Raw genomic sequence first — 17,802 nt, forward strand, 5'->3', positions numbered from 1 at the left:
ACGTACTATCATCATAATCTTTATTGCAATTTAGCACCATCCATCGGCGCCACTTAGTCCGTCTTTTCAGCGAATCCGATGTTGTCAGCCCACACTTTTCAAGCGGGCGCCAGCGCGCCCTCATTCTCCAGCAAGTCGCACAGCTGGCGGTATTGATGCTGGTCAAGCATCGCCTGCAGCGGCGCCAGCACGGGCGCGGCCGCCGCCGGCAAGGCGCCCAGCAGCAGGGCCACCCTGGCCAGGTTCAATTCGCGCAACGCCACCAGCAAGGCCGCGCGCTCGTCCCCGGCCAGCAGCAGCAAGTCCTGCGCCCGCAGTGCCGGCGGCGCCTCGGGCGCCGGCGCCACGGGCTGCGGCACGGGCACCAGCACGGGCGCCTCGGCCGCCTGCGCGGGAATGCTGAAGCGGAAGGTCGCGCCCTGCCCCGGCATGGATTCCAGCGTCAGTTCGCCTTTCATCAATTGCACGAATTCGCGCGAGATGGCCAGGCCCAGACCCGTGCCATCCTTCGGTCCCGCACTGTCGGCCTGCACGAAGGGTTCGAAAATGCGCTGCTGGTCCTCCGGGGCGATGCCGATGCCCGTGTCGCTGACGGCGAACGACAGCATCCATTGCCCGCCATCGCGCCATTCGCCGCGCACGCGCAAGGTGACTTCGCCGCCGCCGGCAAACTTGATGGCGTTCGACATCAGGTTCAGCAGCACCTGGCGCAGGCGCGTCGCATCGAGCAGCACGGCCGCCGGCACGTCAGCGCAATCGAGGCGCAGGGCCAGCCCCTGCTGCTCGGCGCGCATGCCCAGCATGTCCATCACTTCCTGCAGCAGGGGCGCCAGCGCCACCACGGCCGCCTGCGCGTGCAGGCGCCCGGCCTCGCCCTTCGACAGTTCGAGGATTTCATTGATCAACGTCAATAAATGATTGCCGGAGCGGTGGATGATCGCCAGGTTGCGCTTTTCATCGTCCTGCATGTTCGGCGAGGCGGCCATCAGGCGCGAAAAGCCGATCACGGAATTGAGGGGCGTGCGCAGTTCATGGCTCATGTTCGCCAGGAAGGTGCTCTTGGCGCGGTTCGCCGCCTGCGCCTGGCTGACGGCGACCGACAGGGCGCTCGTGCGCTCGGCCACCAGCTCTTCCAGGTGATGGCGGTGGCGCAGCAGTTCCAGTTCCGCCTCGCGGTGCGCCGTGATGTCGTAGTTCGAGCCCACCAGGCGCATGGGCCGGCCCTGCCCGTCGCGGAAGATCACGGCGTCGGCCTTGATGTAGCGGATGGCGCCATCGGGCCACAGGATGCGGTACTCGTGCGTGAAGGCCTGGCCGGCGCCCAGTGCGGCGCGCAAGGCCTCCTTGGCGGCCGGCACGTCGTCCGGCACCAGCGCCGCGCGCCAGATCGCCGCCGGCGCCATGGTGCTGTCCGCGTCGGCCTTGAACTGCGCATACATCTGTTCATCCCACTGCAAGGCATCGCTGCTGACATTCCAGTCCCAGATGCCGATGCTGGCCGCGCCGGTGGCCATCTGCACGCGTTCCTCGCTGCGCTGCAAGGCGCGATAGCGGCTGTCGAGCAGCGCCACCATGTCGCGGATGGAACGGTACAACGTGCGCAGCTCGCCCAGGAACCACGCTTTCGGCGGCGTGCCAAACGCTTCGCCCTGCCCCGCCTGGATGCCGGCCGCATACTGGCCGATCGCCTTCAGGGGCTTGAGCATCAGACACCACATGAGCAGCCAGATGCTGGCCACCAGAATCACGTCGAGCGCCACGATCATGGCGCCGATGCCCAGCGCGCGCTGCCGCAGCTGCGCGTGCAGCAGGGCCGGCGTCGCATACACGGCCACGTTGCCGATGACTTGCCCGCCCATCGTCACGGGGCGCCGCTGCACCAGCCAGCCGGGTTCCGCGGACAGCGAGGGGAAACTGTCGATGGTGTTGGCCGCCGTGCGGCGCAGGACCAGCGCTTCCTTGCCGATGCCCGGCGTCAGGGCGCTGGCCACCAGGTCGCGCTTGCCCAAGGTGCTGCGCATGATGGCCTGCATCTGCTTTTCATCGAGATTCCACAAGGGCAGCTCGATGGCCACGGCCAGCTGGTCGGCGCTTACGGCCAGGCTGCGATGCAGCTGCTGCCAGCGCTGCTCGCGTTCGGACTGGTAAAACAGCACGGCAAACACCAGCAGCAGCGCGGTGACGACAAAAGTCAGCGTCACGCTGACGGCCAGCACGATGGACACGCCGCCCAGGCGCGCATCTTTGGGTGCGTGCCTGGTCATGCGTCTTCGCCCTGCGGCTCGCTGGCCAGCTGCGCCAGCAAGGCGCACAGCGGCTGGTACTGATGCTGTTCCAGCATGGCGCCGACATGCGCGGCCAGCTGCGGCAGGCTGGTCGCCACGCCGGCCAGCACGATGGCGCTGCGCCGCAAATCGAGGGCTTGCACGGATTCGAGCAGCGCCTGCCGCTCGGCCGCGCCCAGCTGGCCCAGCGACTGCTGCAAGTCAAAGGGCGCCGCAGGCACGCGCGGCGGCGCGGCGGCGGTGCGCTGGAAGCGCACGCCCAGTTGCTGCTCCAGCATGGCGAACAGGTGTTCCTGCTCGATCGGCTTGCGCAGGAAGCCGTCGGCGCCGGCCGCCAGCGCCTCCTGCTTTTCTTCCTCGAAGGCGGAGGCGGTCATGATCACCAGGCGCGGCTGCACCAGCGCCGGCTGCGCACGCAGCCAGCGCGTCAGCGCCAGGCCGTCCATGTCCGGCATGCGCCAGTCGCTGAGCACCATGTCGTAGCGCTGCGCCGCCAGCATGGCTTGCGCCTGCACGCCGCCCGCCGCCTCCTGCAGCTGGAAGCCCAGCGGCGCCAGCAAGCCGGCCAGCAGCTTGCGGCAGTTGTCATCATCGTCGACCAGCAGCACCGTGCGCCCGCGCTGGCCCGCCGGCAGGCGCGCCACGCGGCCCGGCGCCAGCGACGCGATGGCCGGTTGCTGCAGCACCGGCGCGCGCAAGTCGAAGTGGAACACGGAGCCGGCGCCCAGGGTCGATTCGACGCGCAGCTCGCCGCCCATCAGGCGCACGAATTCGCGCGAAATGGTCAGCCCCAGTCCCGTGCCGGCCTGCGCCACGGCGCTGTCGGCCTGCACGAACGGCTCAAAGATGCGTTCCAGGTCCTCTTGCGCGATACCGCTGCCCGTATCGCGCACGGCAAACGCCAGCGCCACTTGCCCATCGCCGCCCGCCTGGCAGGCCAGCGACAGGGTCACGCTGCCCTGCTCGATGAACTTGAGCGCGTTTGACAGCAAATTGAGCAGCACCTGACGCAGCTTGGCGCCATCGAGACGCACCAGCGGCGGCACGCCGGAACGCTCGAGCCGCAGCGCGATACCCTGGTCGCCGGAGCGCATGCGCACCATTTCGAGCACCTCGTCGAGCAAGCCGTTCAAGTCCACGGGACCCGCTTGCAGCTGCATGCGGCCGGCCTCGATTTTCGACAATTCAAGGATATCGTTGATCAAGGTCAGCAAATGATGGCCGGCGCGGTTGATGATGGCCAGGTTATGCTTTTCTTCCTCGAACATGCTGCTCGAATCGGCCATCATCTGCGAAAAGCCGATCACGGAATTCAAGGGCGTGCGCAATTCGTGGCTCATGTTGGCCAGGAAGACGCTTTTTGCGCGGTTCGCCGATTCGGCCTCGGTGACGGCCACCGACAGGGCCGCCGTGCGCTGCTGCACCAGTTCTTCCAGGTGGTCGCGGTAACCGAGCAGCTCCTGCTCGCTGTGCTTGCGCTCGGAAATGTCGACGATGCCGCTGCGCACCAGGCGCCGCCCTTCCATCGGCAAGCGCACCAGCCGCACTTCACACGGAAAGATGCTGCCGTCGGCGCGCCGCACATTGCGTTCAACCAGGATGGGCTCACCCAGCATGGCGCGGCGCAGATGCTCTTCCATCATCAGTCCCAGCGGCAGGCCATCGGGTTGCTCGCCGGTGTACAGGTCGAACGGCCCACGCGCCAGCAGCGCCTCGCGCGACATCCCCAGCATGCGCTGCGCGCTGCTGTTGGCGTCGATGAAACGGTCCAGGTCCAGGTCATACACGACGATGGCTTCGGGCGCATGCTCGACGAGGATGCGGAAGCGCTGCTCGCTTTCGCGCGCATCGCTCTCGGCGCGGCGCAGGCGGCGGCGCTGCAGCAGCAGGGCGCTCAGCATGCACGCCATGGCGAGAAACACGGCGCCAGTCGACAGCACGGCGACGCGGTGTTCGTGCCACAGCTGCGGCGGGCGGTTGAAGAACAAGGTGTGCGGCGGCAGCCGGCTGAAGTCCGCATCCCAGCGCTGCAGCTGTTCCCAGTCATACATGGGCACCGGGCGGACCGGCGGCAGCAAGGCGCCCGGCGCGGCAGGTGCCTTGCCGGCCAACACGGCCAGCGACATCTGCGCCACCTGCTGCGCGGCCCCTTCGATGTGCAGGATGGAGCCGCCCAGAATACCCTTGCCCACGCTCGTGTTGTACATGCCGAAAGCGGGCACATTTGCCAGCCGCGCCAGTTCCCCGGCAAACTGCACCGGCGTGGCGATGGCGCCGTCCACGTCGCGGTTGACATTGCCCGCCACCAGCAGCGTAGCGGCGGGCAGGTGCGCCACGGCCACGCGCATCTGCGCCAGGGTCAGGTCATCGAGATAGCGCATGGCCACCTTGCCCTGCCACGCCTGCGCCGCCTGCTGCATGCTGCGCTTCAAGGCCTGGTCGGCCTCGCTGGCGCCGACTGCCATGACGATGGTTTTCGTTTCCGGAAACAGCGCCATGGCTTGCGTCAGGGTGCCGGGGAAATCGACATTCGCCTTTTGCTGCCAGATGGCCAGCGGGCTGCCGGCCGGCAAGGCCTTGCCCGAGGTATTAATCGCCAGCACGGGCACGCCGCGCGCCAGCGGCGCCAGGTCGGACAGCAGAAAATCGAGCGCCGGCTGCTGCATGGCGATGATCAGGTCGGCCTTGCGCCCCATCATCTGTGTGTATCTTAAAAGCAACAAATCACGCATCTCGTTGCGCAGCGCCGGGTCGCCCTGGGTATTCAGGTTCAGGTGCTCGACCATGATGTCTTCGCTGGCCAGGCCCGCGGCGGCCATGGCGGCCACATAGGTGCGCGTATACGATTCCACGCCGGCGCGGCCGTAATCGTAAGCGTTGAGGAACAGCACGCGCTGCCCCTGATGCGGCGCCGCAGTGACCGTGGTCGTGGCCGTGGCCGACGTCGCAGCCGGCATGGCGGCAGGGGCTGCGGCAACACAGAACGCCAGCAGCAATGCGCGGCCACAGCGGCGCACCGCTGCCCTGCCCATCCCGCCGCCAGGCCGCAAGCCGCCCGGCACCTCACGCATCATTCGCCATGCCCATGCTCGCTCCCGCCTGTCACCATGTTTCAACTATGCGCCGACTGCTCAGCCACCGACACTTACAAAAACATGATAACGTCAACTGGAGGGGCAAGTCTATTCCTTAGGGCAATCTTTTGACAAGACAACCGCTCGCAGCGCCCACCATCCAGTAGTGCCGGGTGCGCCGCCGGGTTCCTGCTATATCGATCCAGATAAGCCAGCGCAGCAACAGCAAAGCATGCTGGTGCATGTGGCGGTATTGCGCTAGCATCGCCTTTTCTCAGGACTCAACGATGATTCATCTTCGCCCCGCCCTGCCCGACGACATCGACACCCTGTGGGCGCTGCGCACAATGGCCGTGCGCGTCAGTTGCGTCACGCACTATGCAGCGGAGCAAATTACTGTGTGGACGGCCTCGCCCGTGCCGAACACGTATGCCGCCGTGCTGGCTGCGGGTGGGGGCATCGTGGCGATGCAGGGCGAGATCATTGCCGGTTACGCCATGCTCGATGCGGACAAGCAGGAAGTGGACGCCGTGTTCGTCGATCCCGCGCGCGCGGGACTCGGCATCGGCAAGCGCCTGCTGGCGGCGCTGGAGCAACTGGCGCGCGGGCACGGCATTGCGCGTCTGCACCTGTCCGCATCGCTCAATGCCGTGCCGTTTTACGCGGCTGCCGGCTTTACAGCCTTGCGCGAGGAAGCGTATGCGCACCCGAGCGGCATCAGCCTGGCCAGCGTGGCGATGGAAAAGGCGCTGGCGGTCGCCTGAGCCATCAATCGCCCGTCGCAGCAGCTTCGGACTCGGCCAGGCAGTGCTGCAGCTTCGCGATCAGGGCGCGCACTTCGTCGCCGCCCAGGTCCAGCGGATCGCCTTGCGCGCCGACGGCGATCAGGCAGATGGCCGAGCCGTCGTACCAGGCGTCCAGGCGTTCCTTGCCCTCATTCATATTGCTCTGATTCATGTTGCAAATCCCTCAGTAAATCAGCCGACGCCGCGATGCTGGCACTGCCTTGCGGTACAGGGAAGACGAAAGCCAGCTGGCCATTCTGGTTCATACCGGGCAGCCACTTGGCCAGGAAATCGCCGAGCGCGATGGCGCGCGGCTGGAAATGTTCCCAGTCGCCGCTGGCGCACGCCTGCGCGAATGCCGCTTCCGGCCAGAACGGGATGGCGACCTTGCCACCGACTTGCGCCGTGGCCCAGCCATCATGGTACAAGCCCCACACTTCTTGCGTATCGGCTACCTTGCGCACGCAATAGTCGTAGCGCTGCTGCGCCGGCAACTGGATGACCTGTTTGATTTTTTCAGGATGCACGGTTTCCCCCTACTCCGTCCCAGACCCGTAACTCCGGCCCGCACCAGCCCGTCGCCATGTGATGGTTTGCGTGGTTTGCAGCATCTCAATCCGCTTCCCACGCGATGGCGGCCGGCCGCGCGCCGCCTGTCTTGAAGAACGCGACGAAGGCGCGCTGACATTGTTCCACGTCCACGCACCATGCTTCCGGATACTCGTCCACCTGGCCATTCGACAGCAAATAGCTGCAGACGCCGTCCGCTTCCTCGTCGCCCAGCGAGTGAAAACTCAGGTCGTCCTGTCCCGACAGATACATCAGCCAGGCATTGCCGCCATTGCGCAGCATGCACAGGGCCGGGCCCTGCTCCGCCTCGGTTGCCTGGGTCAGCCACAGCTCGCACTGCGCCAGGGCGCGCGCTTCGAGCAGCGCCTGTTCCAGCACGCTGATGCTATCAATCACGCGCGGCTCGCCGTGCAGATTCAGTTCCATGTTCACGCGTTTTCTCCACTTAAATCGGCCGTCGCCAGCGCCGTGCTCAGGTACAGCTTGCCGCTCAGGTCCTGCAGCAGGCTGCTCTGGCGCAAACGGTCCATTACGGGCCCTTTCACTTCGGCCAGGTTCAGGCTGATACCGCGCTTGCTCAGCGCGCTGTTGAGTTCGATCAAGCCCAGCAGGGCCGTACTGTCGATCTGGTTGACGGCCGACAACACCAGCACCAGGTGGCGCGCCGTCGGGTGGCCGCGCAACTCGTCTTCCACCCTCTCCGTGACGGCTTCGACGTTGCCGAAGAACAGGCCCGCATCGATGCGCAGCAGCAAGACGTCCGGCAAGGTTTGCGCCTCGTAGCGCTCCACGTTGCGGAAGTGCTCGCTATTCGGGATACGCCCCAGCACGGCGATGTGCGGGCGGCTGGCGCGCCAGATCAGGGTGCCCATCGACAGCAGCACGCCGATCACCACGCCCGCTTCCACGCCCAGCACCAGCACGCCGGCCGTGGTCGCCAGCAGGGCCAGCGCATCGCTGCGGTCGTAGCGCCACGACAGTTTCAAGGTATCCCAGTCCAGCAGGCTGCTGACGGCAAAGATGATGGTGGCCGCCAGGACCGGCAGCGGGAGCAGGGCCAGCCAGCCCGTGGGCGCCACCAGCGCCAGCGCCAGCAGGCCCGCCGTGATGATGCTGGCCAGCGGCGTATTCGCGCCCGCCTGGAAATTGACGGCCGAGCGCGAAATCGAGCCCGTGACGGGGAAGCCGCCCGACAGCGCGCTGGCCACGTTGGCCACGCCCAGGCCCAGCAGTTCACGGTTGGTATGCAGCTTTTCGCCGCGTTTTTGCGCCAGGGTCTGGGCGGCGGACATGCTCATCAGGAAGATGATGAAGGCGATCAGCAGCGCCGGCGACAACAAAGTGCGCCAATGGGCGCCGGACGTGGCCAGGTTCAGGCCCGGCAAGCCGCTGGACACGTGGCCCGTCGTCTGCACGCCCATCGCGTCCAGGCCGCCATACGCGACGAGCGCGATGCCGGCCAGCACCAGCGCCATCGGCGCCAGGCGCGCGCCCACGTCGGCCTCCACCTTGTTCAAGCCACAGCGCTGCAGCAGGCGCGACAGATAGCGCTTGGCAAGCCACAGGAACAGCAGGCCGGACAATCCGAGTACGAGGCTGGGCGTGTGCCAGTGGGGAAGCGTCGCGCCCAGCAAGGGCGTGATCTGGCCCCAGATGATCAGGATCGCGGCGCCATTGCTGAAACCGCTGATCACGGGGCGCGACAGGAAACTGGCCATGAACCCCAGGCGCAGCACGCCGCACAGCAGCAGGACGAGGCCGCTGATGAAGGCCAGCTGGGCGGCCAGGACGATATATAAGGAGGAACCGGGGTCGGCCAGCGGCGCCAGGGCGGCCGCCGTCATCAGGGAAACGATGGCCATGGGGCCCACCGATTGCGTCATGCTGCTGCCGAACAAGGCGTACAGCACGGGCGGCAAGATGCTGGCGTAGATGCCCACCACGGGCGGCAAGCCGGCCACCAGCGCGTAAGCCATGCCTTGCGGCACCATCATCATGGCGACAACGATACCGGCAGTAATGTCTCCGGCCAACAGGGGACGCCGGTATTGCCTGAGCCAGAGCAGCATGGATGATCCCGAAATCTGAAAACCGAAGCCTATCATGCGACGCGACCGGCTGACAGGGGGGATATGCTCACTCTTGCAACAATTGCGCCTTCACGGCATCGAGGATTTCCTCGGACAAGGCTTCGTCATCGACGGAACGGGCCAGCACCATGGCGCCCACCATGGCGGCAAACGTCGAAATGGCCTGCTGGCGCCGTTCTTCCGGCGCACCGTCGGGCAGCAAGCCTTCCAGCAGCGAGAACTGCTGCTGCGTCGCTTTCGTAAACGCGGGACGCGCACCGAGCGACATGCGCGCCGCATCGACGCCCATGGCCGCCGCCGGGCAGCCGCCGCCGGGCTGATCGCGGTGCCGGGTCGTCAGATAGTTGTCGATGATCGCCGGCAGCGCCCGCTGCGGATCGCTGGCGACCTTCGCCCGCCAGCCTTCCAGCGATTTCTCCAGGGCATGCTGGCATGCCTCGATCATCAAGTCTTCCTTGGACGCGAAATGCCCATAGAAGCCGCCATGCGTAAGGCCCGCGTTCTTCATCAGGTCGGCCACGCCGATGCCGTCATAGCCCTTTTCGCGGAACAACTTGGCCGCCACCTCCACGATGCGCTCGCGGTTCAGCGCCGCCTGCTCCCTGCTCACTTTCATGCTGCCTCCCACATTTATGTCAACCATCATATAACTTTACGCCTGTTTGCGCCACTCTGTTAGCAAGCGCACCGTTTGATGCCGGCGCCGCGCCGATACTGGATCTTCGTTTTCAGGGAGGCCAGCATGAACGAAAACAAGGATCAGTCCGCAGGCAACTTGCAACGCGCCATCCAGCAGGAGCAAGATGGCCGTGATGCCGCCAAGCCAGACAAACGGACCAGCAAGCCCCCCGTGCAGACGGGCAGCCGCAGCCAGCCAGCTCCTCCCCTGCCTGCCCAGCACCTGGCCAAGCCCGGCATCGAAGCGCAAATGGAATTGCAACCCCGCTTCCTGGCGCCCGACTATTGCGGCAGCGGCAAGCTGGCCGGCATGGTGGCCATCATCACGGGCGGCGATTCGGGCATCGGCCGCGCCGTGGCCGTGCTGTACGCGCGCGAAGGGGCCGATATCGCCATCATTTACCTGAACGAACACGCGGACGCCCACGAAACCAGGCGCTACGTGGAAGCGGAAGGCCAGAGCTGCCTGTTGATTGCAGGCGACGTCCGCGACCAGGGCTTTTGCCAGCAAGCCGTCAGCCAGGTGCTGGACAAGTTCACGCACATCGACGTGCTAGTCAACAACGCCGCCTTCCAGGAACACGCGGAATCGCTGCTCGACCTGAGCGAGGAACGCTTCGACCTCACCATGAAAACCAATGTCTACGGCTACTTTCATATGGCCAAGGCCGTACTGCCCCACTTGCAGCGCGGTGCGTCCATCATCAACACGGGCTCCGTGACAGGTTTGCAAGGTTCGAAGCACTTGCTCGACTATTCCACCACCAAGGGTGCCATCCATGCGTTTACCATGGCGCTGGCCGGCAACCTGCTGGACAAGGGTATCCGCGTCAACGCCATCGCGCCCGGCCCCGTGTGGACGCCGCTCAACCCGGCTGACAAGTCGCCCGAGGATATCCAGACATTCGGCGCGGACACGGACATGCGCCGCCCGGCCCAGCCGGAAGAACTGTCGCCCGCCTACGTCTTCCTGGCCTCGCCCGCCTGTTCCAGCTATATCAGCGGCATCGTCCTGCCCGTCACCGGCACGGTGGGGGACTAGGCGATGGCGCGCGCACTGTGGAAAGGCGCCATCAGCTTCGGCCTCGTGCATATCCCTGTCGAACTGATTTCGGCCAGTCTCGACCATGAACTGGATTTGTCCATGCTGGACCGGCGCGACTTTGCACCCATCGGCTACAAGCGCTACAACAAGAAGACGGGCAAGGAAGTCGAGTGGGACGACATCATCAAGGGCTATGAATACAAGACGGACGAGTACGTGGTGCTGTCCGAGGAAGATTTGAGGCAAGCCAATGTGAAGGCTACGCAAACCATCGACATCTTGACCTTTGTCGATGCGGTCGAGGTGCCGCTGACCTTTTACGAGCACCCGTATTACTTGCTGCCCGCCAAGGGTGGCGAGAAAGTCTATGCGCTGCTGCGCGAGACCTTGCGCAAGGCCAATAAAGTGGGCATCGCCAGCGTGGTCATGCGCACCAAGCAGCATTTGTGCGCGCTTGTGTGCGTGGGCGACGCCATCGTGCTCAACACCCTGCGCTACGCCGACGAGCTCCGTCCCACGGACGACCTCGATTTGCCCGGCAGCGGCCTGAAGGCGGCGGGCATTTCCGACAAGGAACTCAAGATGGCCCTGTCGCTGGTGGAAGGCATGAGCGAAGCATGGGAACCCGGGCAATACCACGACAGCTACCGCGAAGACGTGCTGGCGCTGGTCAAGAAAAAAATCAAGGCGAAACAGACCAAGACCATCACGCCGCCCGCGCCCGAGACAGCAGAAGAGCACGGCAGCAACGTCATCGACCTGGTCGCCCTGCTGCAGCAAAGCCTGGGCAAGAAAGCGCCCGCCGCGCCGGCCCGCAAGCGCGCGGCCTCTTCCACAGCCGGCAAACCGGCGCCTTCCAGGCGTAAGGCGGCCTGAACCACCCACCCGCTCCGGCAGCCTCCGTCATCAGATAAATGCATTGACTTTGACCAGGCTTCTCGCTACGTTATGCACACAGCCTGCCACCCGGCAAGCCCTGTCATGCGTGCGGAAAAAATGGATGCCGAGTTAGATCAGCTTATCCTCAGTGGCGCCCCAGGCGGCGTTGTCATCACGAACGAAGAGCATGCCGTCGTGCGCTGGACGGCCGGGGCGCAGCGCATTTTCGGCTATGCCAGCGACGAAGCGCTGGGCCACACGCTGTGGGAACTGATCTCGCTGCCTGGACAGGCCGAGGCGGGCCCGCTGATCAACGAGCAGCTGATCCTGCACGGCAGCTACGACCGCGAATCGCTGCGGCGGCGCAAGGATGGTGAACTCATCTACGTCGACGTGGCATGCCAGGCCGCGCAGGCGGGGGCAGACGGCCCCCGCTACCTGATTTCCACCATGAAGGACACGACCTTGCTGAAGGCGGCGCGCGACGCCCAGTTCGTCGATGTGCGCTACCGCGTGCTGTTCGAATCGACGCCGGACAGCGTCATCATGGTCAATGCCACGGGCGCCATCGTGCTGGCCAACCAGCAGGCGCAGCGCCTGTTCGGCTATGCGGAAGGCGAATTGAGCGGCAGGCAAATCGATAGCCTGCTGCCGCAACGCCTGCGCCATGCGCATGTGGGGCACCGCGCGCGCTATTTCGACCAGCCGCGCACGCGCACCATGGGCGCCGACCTGGAATTGCTGGGCTTGCGCAAGGACAACGTCGAATTCCCCGTCGAAATCAGCCTGTCGCCGATCCAGACGGAGATCGGCACCTTCGTCATCAGCGCCATCCGCGACGTCAGCGACCGCCGGCGGGCCGAGCAGAAGTTCCGCGGCCTGCTCGAATCGGCGCCGGACGCCATCGTCATCGTCAACGGCGATGGCGAGATCGTGCTCGTCAACTCGCAGGCGGAACGCCTGTTCGGCTACTCGCGCGCGGAGTTGCTTGGGCGCAATGTGGAAGTGCTGATCCCGGCCCGCTATGCGATTGACCATCCGCACCACCGCCAGTCCTTTTCCACGGCGCCGCGCGCCCGCTCCATGGGCGCGGGCCTGGAACTGTACGGCTTGCGCCGCGACGGCACCGAGTTTCCCGTCGAAATCAGCCTGTCGCCGCTGGAAACGGATGAAGGCGTGCTGGTCTCGTCGGCCATCCGCGACATCACGGAGCGCAAGCGCATCGAGCGCACGCTCAATGAACAGAAAATCGAACTCGAACGGGCCAGCCAGGCGAAAGACCGCTTTCTTACCAGCATGTCGCATGAATTGCGCACGCCGCTGAACGCCATCCTCGGCTTTGCCCAGCTGCTGGCCAACGAAGCCCTGCCCGCGACCGCGCTGCAAAAGCGCACCTTCGTGCACAACATCGTCACTTCGGGCCGCCACCTGCTCACCCTGATCAATGAAATCCTCGACCTGGCGAAGATCGAATCAGGCAGCCTGAGCCTGTCGATGGAAGCGGTGACGCTGCCCGCGCTGATCGAGGAAGTGCGCGTGATGGTGGAGGAACAGGCGCAGCAGCGCCAGATCCACCTGGTCTTCCCGGCCTGCGAGGCGCTGACGCTGAGGGCCGACCATACGCGCCTCAAGCAAGTGCTGCTGAACCTGCTGTCAAACGCCATCAAGTACAACCGCCCGGCCGGCAAGGTGGAACTGGAAATCTCGCAGCCCGGGGCGCAGCGCGTGCGCATCGCCATCCGCGACACGGGCAAGGGCCTGGATGAGGCGCAGCTGGCGGAACTGTTCCAGCCGTTTAACCGCCTGGGGCAGGAGGCGGGCAGCGAGGAAGGCACGGGCATCGGCCTGGTCGTCACCAAGTGCCTGGTCGAGTTGATGGGCGGCAGCATGGGTGTACACAGCTGCATCGGCGTGGGCAGCGTGTTCTGGATCGAACTCGATACGATGGCTGCGCTACCCGCCGCGCAGGCGGAAACGGAATACCTGCCCGAGCCCGCCGGCGACGCCGGGGACGATGCAGGTGGCCAGGCGCTGCTGCTGTACGTGGAAGACAATCCGGCCAGCCTGCGCCTGGTGGAAGACATCGTCAGTTTCCTGCCCCACCTGCGCATGATCTCGGCCACCGACGCCCGCCAGGGTATCGCGCTGGCGCTGGAACGCCGCCCCGACGTCATCCTGATGGATATCAACCTGCCCGGTATGAATGGCAACCAGGCGCAGCGCATCCTGCGCAACGATACGCGCACGGCGCACATCCCCGTCATCGCCCTGACGGCCAATGCCATGAAGGGCGACATCCGGCACGGCCTGGCTGCGGGCTTTTTCCGCTACCTGACCAAACCCGTCGAGATTCCCCAGCTCAACACTGCCATCGAGGAAGCGCTGCAGCTGGCGCGCGCCGTGCTGCCGTTCAAGCCGGAGGATTAAAGGCCAGCTTTTTCATCGCCGCATCGAGTCCTTTCGCGCTGCGCGCATAGCCATCCCACGGCGCGTTGCCCACGTCGAGGCGGCTGTGGACATTGCCTACGTTCCATTGATCGCCCGCCTTCAGCTTGTCGAGCTCTTCCCAGGCCAGCGGCACGGAAATGCCCAACCCCGACCGCGTGCGGGCCGACCACGCACACACGGTGGTGGCGCCCTTGCCATTGCGCAAATAATCGATGAATATCTTGCCGACGCGGTTAGCCGGTCCGCTTTTCAAGACAAAGCGCTGCGGAATAAGCTGCGCCATGTGCGCCACGATCGCTTGCGAAAACGCCTTGACCGTATCCCAGTCGTGTTTCGGGCGGATCGGCACGACCACGTGCAAGCCCTTGCCGCCGCTGGTTTTCAGCCAGGCGGGCAAACCCAGCTCCGTCAGGAAAGCGCGCAGCAGCACGGCCGCTTCGCAGATGGCGGGCCAGGCCACGCCCTTGCCCGGGTCCAGGTCGAACACCAGCCGGTTCGGCGTGTCGTAGGCGCTGGCCAGCGCGTTTTGCGTGTGAAACTCCACCACATTCCACTGCGCCGCCGATAACAAACCTTGCAGGCTGGCCACTTCCAGCATGGGCGCATGCTCGGGATCGAGCCGCGCATCGAGCTGCTTGACGCCGGGCATGGCCGACGTCTCCGCATGCTTCTGGAAGAACAGCTCGCCGCCCACGCCGGCCGGCGCGCGCACCAGAGAAACGGGCCGCCCCTTCAAATGCACCAGCATCAGCTTGCCCACCAGCGCGTAATAGCGCACCAGGTCGATCTTCCTGGCGCCACTGTCCCTGTCGATCACCCTGTCCGCATGGCTGACCTTGAAACTGGCCGGCAAGACGCCGTCCGGCATGGATTTGCTGTGCATGGTCTTCTCCCTGTCGATGTGCTGCGCCCGCTCGCGCACGATGGCAGCCGGTTGTTTGTCCTCGCGCAAGCCGTGGAACACGGCATGGCGCACGGCGCCGCCACTGGTCCATTGCGCAAAACTGACTTCGGCCACCAGTTGCGGCTTGACCCAGATGGGCTGGCGCACGCCACCCGCCTTGCCGACGAACGGACTCGTTTCGATGGCCAGCGCATCGAGCCGCCGCCGCAAGTCGCGCAAGGCCGCATCGTCAAAGCCGCTGCCCACATTGCCCGCATAGCGCAGCTTGCCCTGCGCATCGTGCACGCCCAGCAACAGCGACCCGAGCCCTTCGCGCGCGCCCTGCGGCGCCGTATAGCCGCCGATGACGAATTCCTGGCGCAGCCCGCATTTGAGCTTGATCCAGTCGCCGGAGCGGCGCATGACGTAGGACGAACCGCGCCGCTTGCCGATCACCCCTTCCAGCCCCAGGCGACAGGCGTGATCCAGGATCTGCTGCGGCGCAGCATCGAGCGTGGCGCTGAAACGCACCAGGGGCGACGCGGGCAAGCGCCGCAGCAGCTGTTCCAGCAACGCCCTGCGCGCTTCCACGGGCTGGCCCCGCAGATCGTGGCCATCGAAATACGGCACATCGAACAGGTAATACACGATGGCGCTGGTCGTTTCCGCATCAAACGCGCGCTGCAAGGCGCCGAAATCCGGGTGGCCGCTGGCGTCGTTGACGACGATTTCACCGTCATACCAGCCTGGCGGCAAGCCCTGCTGCTCCAGTGCCTGCCGCAACTTCGGCAGTTTCGCCGTCCAGTCATTGCCATTGCGCGTCATCAAGCTGACCTGTTTGCCATCGCAACGGGCAAGCAGGCGGTAACCGTCAAATTTCACTTCGAACAGCCAGTCTTGCGCATCTGGCGGCGGCGCATCGGCCAGGGTGGCCAGCTGGGGCGACAGGGTGGCGGGCAGCCTGGCGGCTGGCGCAGCGGCCTGGGCCGCACGCTTCTTGCGCTTGGGCATGGCCTTGTGCTTGACGCTGTCGGGCAATTCGTCCACGACAGAAAATTCCAGTGCCGGCCGGGCATAGGCGTCTTTTTCCTTGATCAGCAGCCAGGCGGGCTGCTTTTCGCTGCGTTTGTCTCCCTTGCCTTTCATGCGCACCAGCACCCAGTTGCCCTGCATCTTGTGGCCGTACAGGGTAAATTTCAGTTCGCCGGCCGCCAGCGCCTTGCGCGCATCGGGCGTGGCCGGCTGGGGCTGCCACATTCCTTTATCCCAGATGATGACCTTGCCCGCGCCATACTGTTTTTCGGGAATCGTGCCTTCAAAGCTGGCATACGAGACAGGATGGTCTTCCACCTGCACCGCCATGCGCTTGTCGCGCGGATCATAGCTGGGCCCTTTCGGCACGGCCCAGCTTTTCATCGTGCCGTCCAGCTCCAGGCGAAAATCATAGTGCAAGCGGCTGGCCCAGTGCTTCTGGATGACGAAGGTGAGCGCCTCGCCCGCTTCCTCGTCGCCCCCCGCAGGCTCGGGCGTGACGGCGAAATTGCGCTTGGCTTGATAGGTTTTCAAGGCGGCTTTCATGGCGGACCCATGCAGTAACGATGGCCTTGAGTCTAGGCCGCTGCGGTCCCTGGCGCGGTACGCCAGCTAACAGAGTGCCTGCCCCGGCAAATGTAAGTGTTTGTAATTAGATCGAATCGCTGTCAACGCTATTGCCGTACGGCGCGTTTTTGGCTCAGTGACAGGGGAAATGCATCTCCTGAACTACAACCCCACTTCTCGAGGAACTGCACCATGAAAAAAGTAATCGCTACTCTGATCGCCGGCTTGTTCGCTACCGCAGCCTTTGCTCAAACGCCAGCCGTGCCTGCCAAGGCCGAAGCCAAGCACACCAAGGAAGTGGCAAAAGCAGAAGCCAAGGAAACCAAGGCCGTCGTGAAAGCCGATGCGAAAGAAGCCGCCGTCGCCGCCGATGCCAAAGCCGATGTCGCCAGCGCCAAGGCCGACGCCAAAGCAACCAAGGCCAAAGCCCATCACAAAGCCAGCAAAGCCAAGGCCAAGGCTGACGAAGCCAAAACTGAAGCGACCGCAGCAGCAGCCAAATAATCAGTTCCGCGCGTTTTCCGCGCCAGACAAAAAGACAGCTTCGGCTGTCTTTTTTCATTTTCACCACCACATCATGCAGCAACGTCCTTTAAAACACCCGATTGTAAGAAAGTGTAAACAAGGTCAACGGTAACCTTGCGGGGCGCGTTTTATGCTCAGTGACACGGGAATCATCCCTGCACCAACAGACATACCAGACAAACCACCACCGAGGACTGCACCATGAAAAAAGCAATTGTTACCCTGATCGCCGGCCTGTTCGCTACCGCTGCCTTTGCCCAAACGCCTGCAGCGCCAGCAGCCACCCCGGCAGCCTCGGTTCCCGCCAAAGTGGAAGCGGCCCACACCAAGGCTGTCGTGAAAGCCGATGCCAAGGAAGCGCAAGCCGTCGTCAAAGCGGATGCCAAAGAAGCGAAAGCTGTCGTCGCCGCGAAAACGGAAGTGGCCAGCGCCAAAACGGAAGCAACGGCCACCAAGGCCAAGGCCCATCACAAAGCCAAGCATACCAAGGCCAAGGCCGATGCAAAACTGGCTTCGGCCACCGCTGCAGCACCTACACCTGCTCCAGCGCCAGCAGCAGCCAAGTAATCATCGACACAGCATCCCTTACCACTCGCCAGGAAACTACAATGAAAAAAGTTATCGCCACCCTCGTCGCCAGCCTGTTCGCTACAGCAGCCTTCGCCCAAACCCCTGCCGCCCCGGCAGCGCCCGCCAAGGCGGAAGCGGCCCACACGAAAGCCGTGGCCAAGGCTGAAGCCAAGGAAACCAAGGCCGTCGTGAAAGCCGACGCGAAAGAAGCGGTTGTCGCCGCCGATGCAAAAGCCGATGTCGCCAGCGCCAAGGCCGACGCAAAAGCCACCAAGGCCAAGGCCCATCACAAGGCCAGCAAAGCCAAGGTAAAAGCGGATGCAGTCAAAGCAGACGCGGCAGTTGCTGCCACACCGGCAAAGTAAGCGTCA

15 protein-coding genes are annotated in these 17,802 nt (G+C 64.7%); 7 read left to right on the top strand and 8 right to left on the bottom strand.

Annotated elements, in window-relative coordinates:
• Window positions 1–98: 98 nt before the first annotated feature.
• Entirely contained in the window at window positions 99–2,264 is a 2,166-nt protein-coding gene (locus tag AC3IQ7_RS19705) for a sensor histidine kinase (RefSeq protein WP_489207095.1), read from the bottom strand.
• The gene (locus AC3IQ7_RS19710; RefSeq protein WP_489207096.1) at window positions 2,261–5,359 is read right to left on the bottom strand and encodes a sensor histidine kinase; all 3,099 of its coding nucleotides are present in this window, start codon (window positions 5,357–5,359) and stop codon (window positions 2,261–2,263) included. The genes AC3IQ7_RS19705 and AC3IQ7_RS19710 overlap by 4 nt, the downstream gene beginning before the upstream one ends.
• A 287-nt stretch (window positions 5,360–5,646) precedes the next feature.
• Here AC3IQ7_RS19710 and AC3IQ7_RS19715 point away from each other — a divergent pair, with 287 nt between their 5' ends.
• Window positions 5,647–6,123, top strand: a complete 477-nt coding sequence (locus tag AC3IQ7_RS19715) for a GNAT family N-acetyltransferase (protein ID WP_489207097.1) — start codon at window positions 5,647–5,649, stop codon at window positions 6,121–6,123.
• 4 nt (window positions 6,124–6,127) lie between these two features.
• On the opposite strand, the gene AC3IQ7_RS19720 is transcribed toward AC3IQ7_RS19715, so the two are convergent.
• From AC3IQ7_RS19720 to AC3IQ7_RS19740, 5 genes are all read right to left on the bottom strand, one after another.
• Window positions 6,128–6,316 carry a hypothetical protein gene (locus AC3IQ7_RS19720; RefSeq protein ID WP_489207098.1) on the bottom strand — a complete coding sequence of 63 codons (189 nt, stop codon included), beginning with the start codon at window positions 6,314–6,316 and terminating at the stop codon, window positions 6,128–6,130.
• On the bottom strand, window positions 6,294–6,671 hold the full coding sequence (locus tag AC3IQ7_RS19725) for a DUF2750 domain-containing protein (protein ID WP_489207099.1): 378 nt from the start codon (window positions 6,669–6,671) through the stop codon (window positions 6,294–6,296). Before AC3IQ7_RS19725 ends, AC3IQ7_RS19720 begins: the two co-directional genes overlap by 23 nt.
• Before the next feature lie 85 nt (window positions 6,672–6,756).
• Window positions 6,757–7,140 (bottom strand): Imm1 family immunity protein, encoded by a 384-nt coding sequence (locus tag AC3IQ7_RS19730; RefSeq protein WP_099378719.1) that lies wholly within the window; start codon window positions 7,138–7,140, stop codon window positions 6,757–6,759.
• A 2-nt stretch (window positions 7,141–7,142) separates the two neighbouring features.
• A complete protein-coding gene (locus AC3IQ7_RS19735) occupies window positions 7,143–8,783 on the bottom strand; it encodes a SulP family inorganic anion transporter (protein WP_489207100.1) in 1,641 nt (546 codons plus the stop codon).
• A gap of 67 nt (window positions 8,784–8,850) precedes the next feature.
• Window positions 8,851–9,420, bottom strand: a complete 570-nt coding sequence (locus AC3IQ7_RS19740; protein WP_489207101.1) for a TetR/AcrR family transcriptional regulator — start codon at window positions 9,418–9,420, stop codon at window positions 8,851–8,853.
• A 126-nt stretch (window positions 9,421–9,546) separates the two neighbouring features.
• On the opposite strand from AC3IQ7_RS19740, the gene AC3IQ7_RS19745 reads away from it, so the two are divergent.
• The 3 genes from AC3IQ7_RS19745 (at window position 9,547) to AC3IQ7_RS19755 (ending at window position 13,833) form a co-directional block, all read left to right on the top strand.
• Entirely contained in the window at window positions 9,547–10,524 is a 978-nt protein-coding gene (locus tag AC3IQ7_RS19745; RefSeq protein ID WP_489207102.1) for an SDR family oxidoreductase, read from the top strand.
• Between the two features lie 3 nt (window positions 10,525–10,527).
• Window positions 10,528–11,403 carry a non-homologous end joining protein Ku gene (ku, locus tag AC3IQ7_RS19750; protein ID WP_489207103.1) on the top strand — a complete coding sequence of 292 codons (876 nt, stop codon included), beginning with the start codon at window positions 10,528–10,530 and terminating at the stop codon, window positions 11,401–11,403.
• Between the two features lie 105 nt (window positions 11,404–11,508).
• Window positions 11,509–13,833, top strand: coding sequence for a PAS domain S-box protein (locus AC3IQ7_RS19755; protein WP_489207104.1), 2,325 nt, complete (start codon window positions 11,509–11,511; stop codon window positions 13,831–13,833).
• Here the strand turns inward: AC3IQ7_RS19755 and ligD are convergent.
• Window positions 13,817–16,315 carry a DNA ligase D gene (gene ligD, locus AC3IQ7_RS19760; RefSeq protein ID WP_489207106.1) on the bottom strand — a complete coding sequence of 833 codons (2,499 nt, stop codon included), beginning with the start codon at window positions 16,313–16,315 and terminating at the stop codon, window positions 13,817–13,819. The two genes, AC3IQ7_RS19755 and ligD, sit on opposite strands and share 17 nt — an antisense overlap.
• A 213-nt stretch (window positions 16,316–16,528) precedes the next feature.
• On the opposite strand from ligD, the gene AC3IQ7_RS19765 reads away from it, so the two are divergent.
• The 3 genes from AC3IQ7_RS19765 to AC3IQ7_RS19775 all read left to right on the top strand — a co-directional run bounded on the left by AC3IQ7_RS19765 (window position 16,529) and on the right by AC3IQ7_RS19775 (window position 17,796).
• Window positions 16,529–16,840, top strand: a complete 312-nt coding sequence (locus tag AC3IQ7_RS19765) for a hypothetical protein (RefSeq protein WP_099378712.1) — start codon at window positions 16,529–16,531, stop codon at window positions 16,838–16,840.
• Window positions 16,841–17,062: 222 nt separating this feature from the next.
• Entirely contained in the window at window positions 17,063–17,428 is a 366-nt protein-coding gene (locus AC3IQ7_RS19770) for a hypothetical protein (RefSeq protein ID WP_489207107.1), read from the top strand.
• Window positions 17,429–17,469: 41 nt separating this feature from the next.
• Entirely contained in the window at window positions 17,470–17,796 is a 327-nt protein-coding gene (locus AC3IQ7_RS19775) for a hypothetical protein (RefSeq protein WP_099378710.1), read from the top strand.
• Window positions 17,797–17,802: the final 6 nt, after the last annotated feature.

The organism is Janthinobacterium sp. GL_088 (assembly GCF_057837845.1).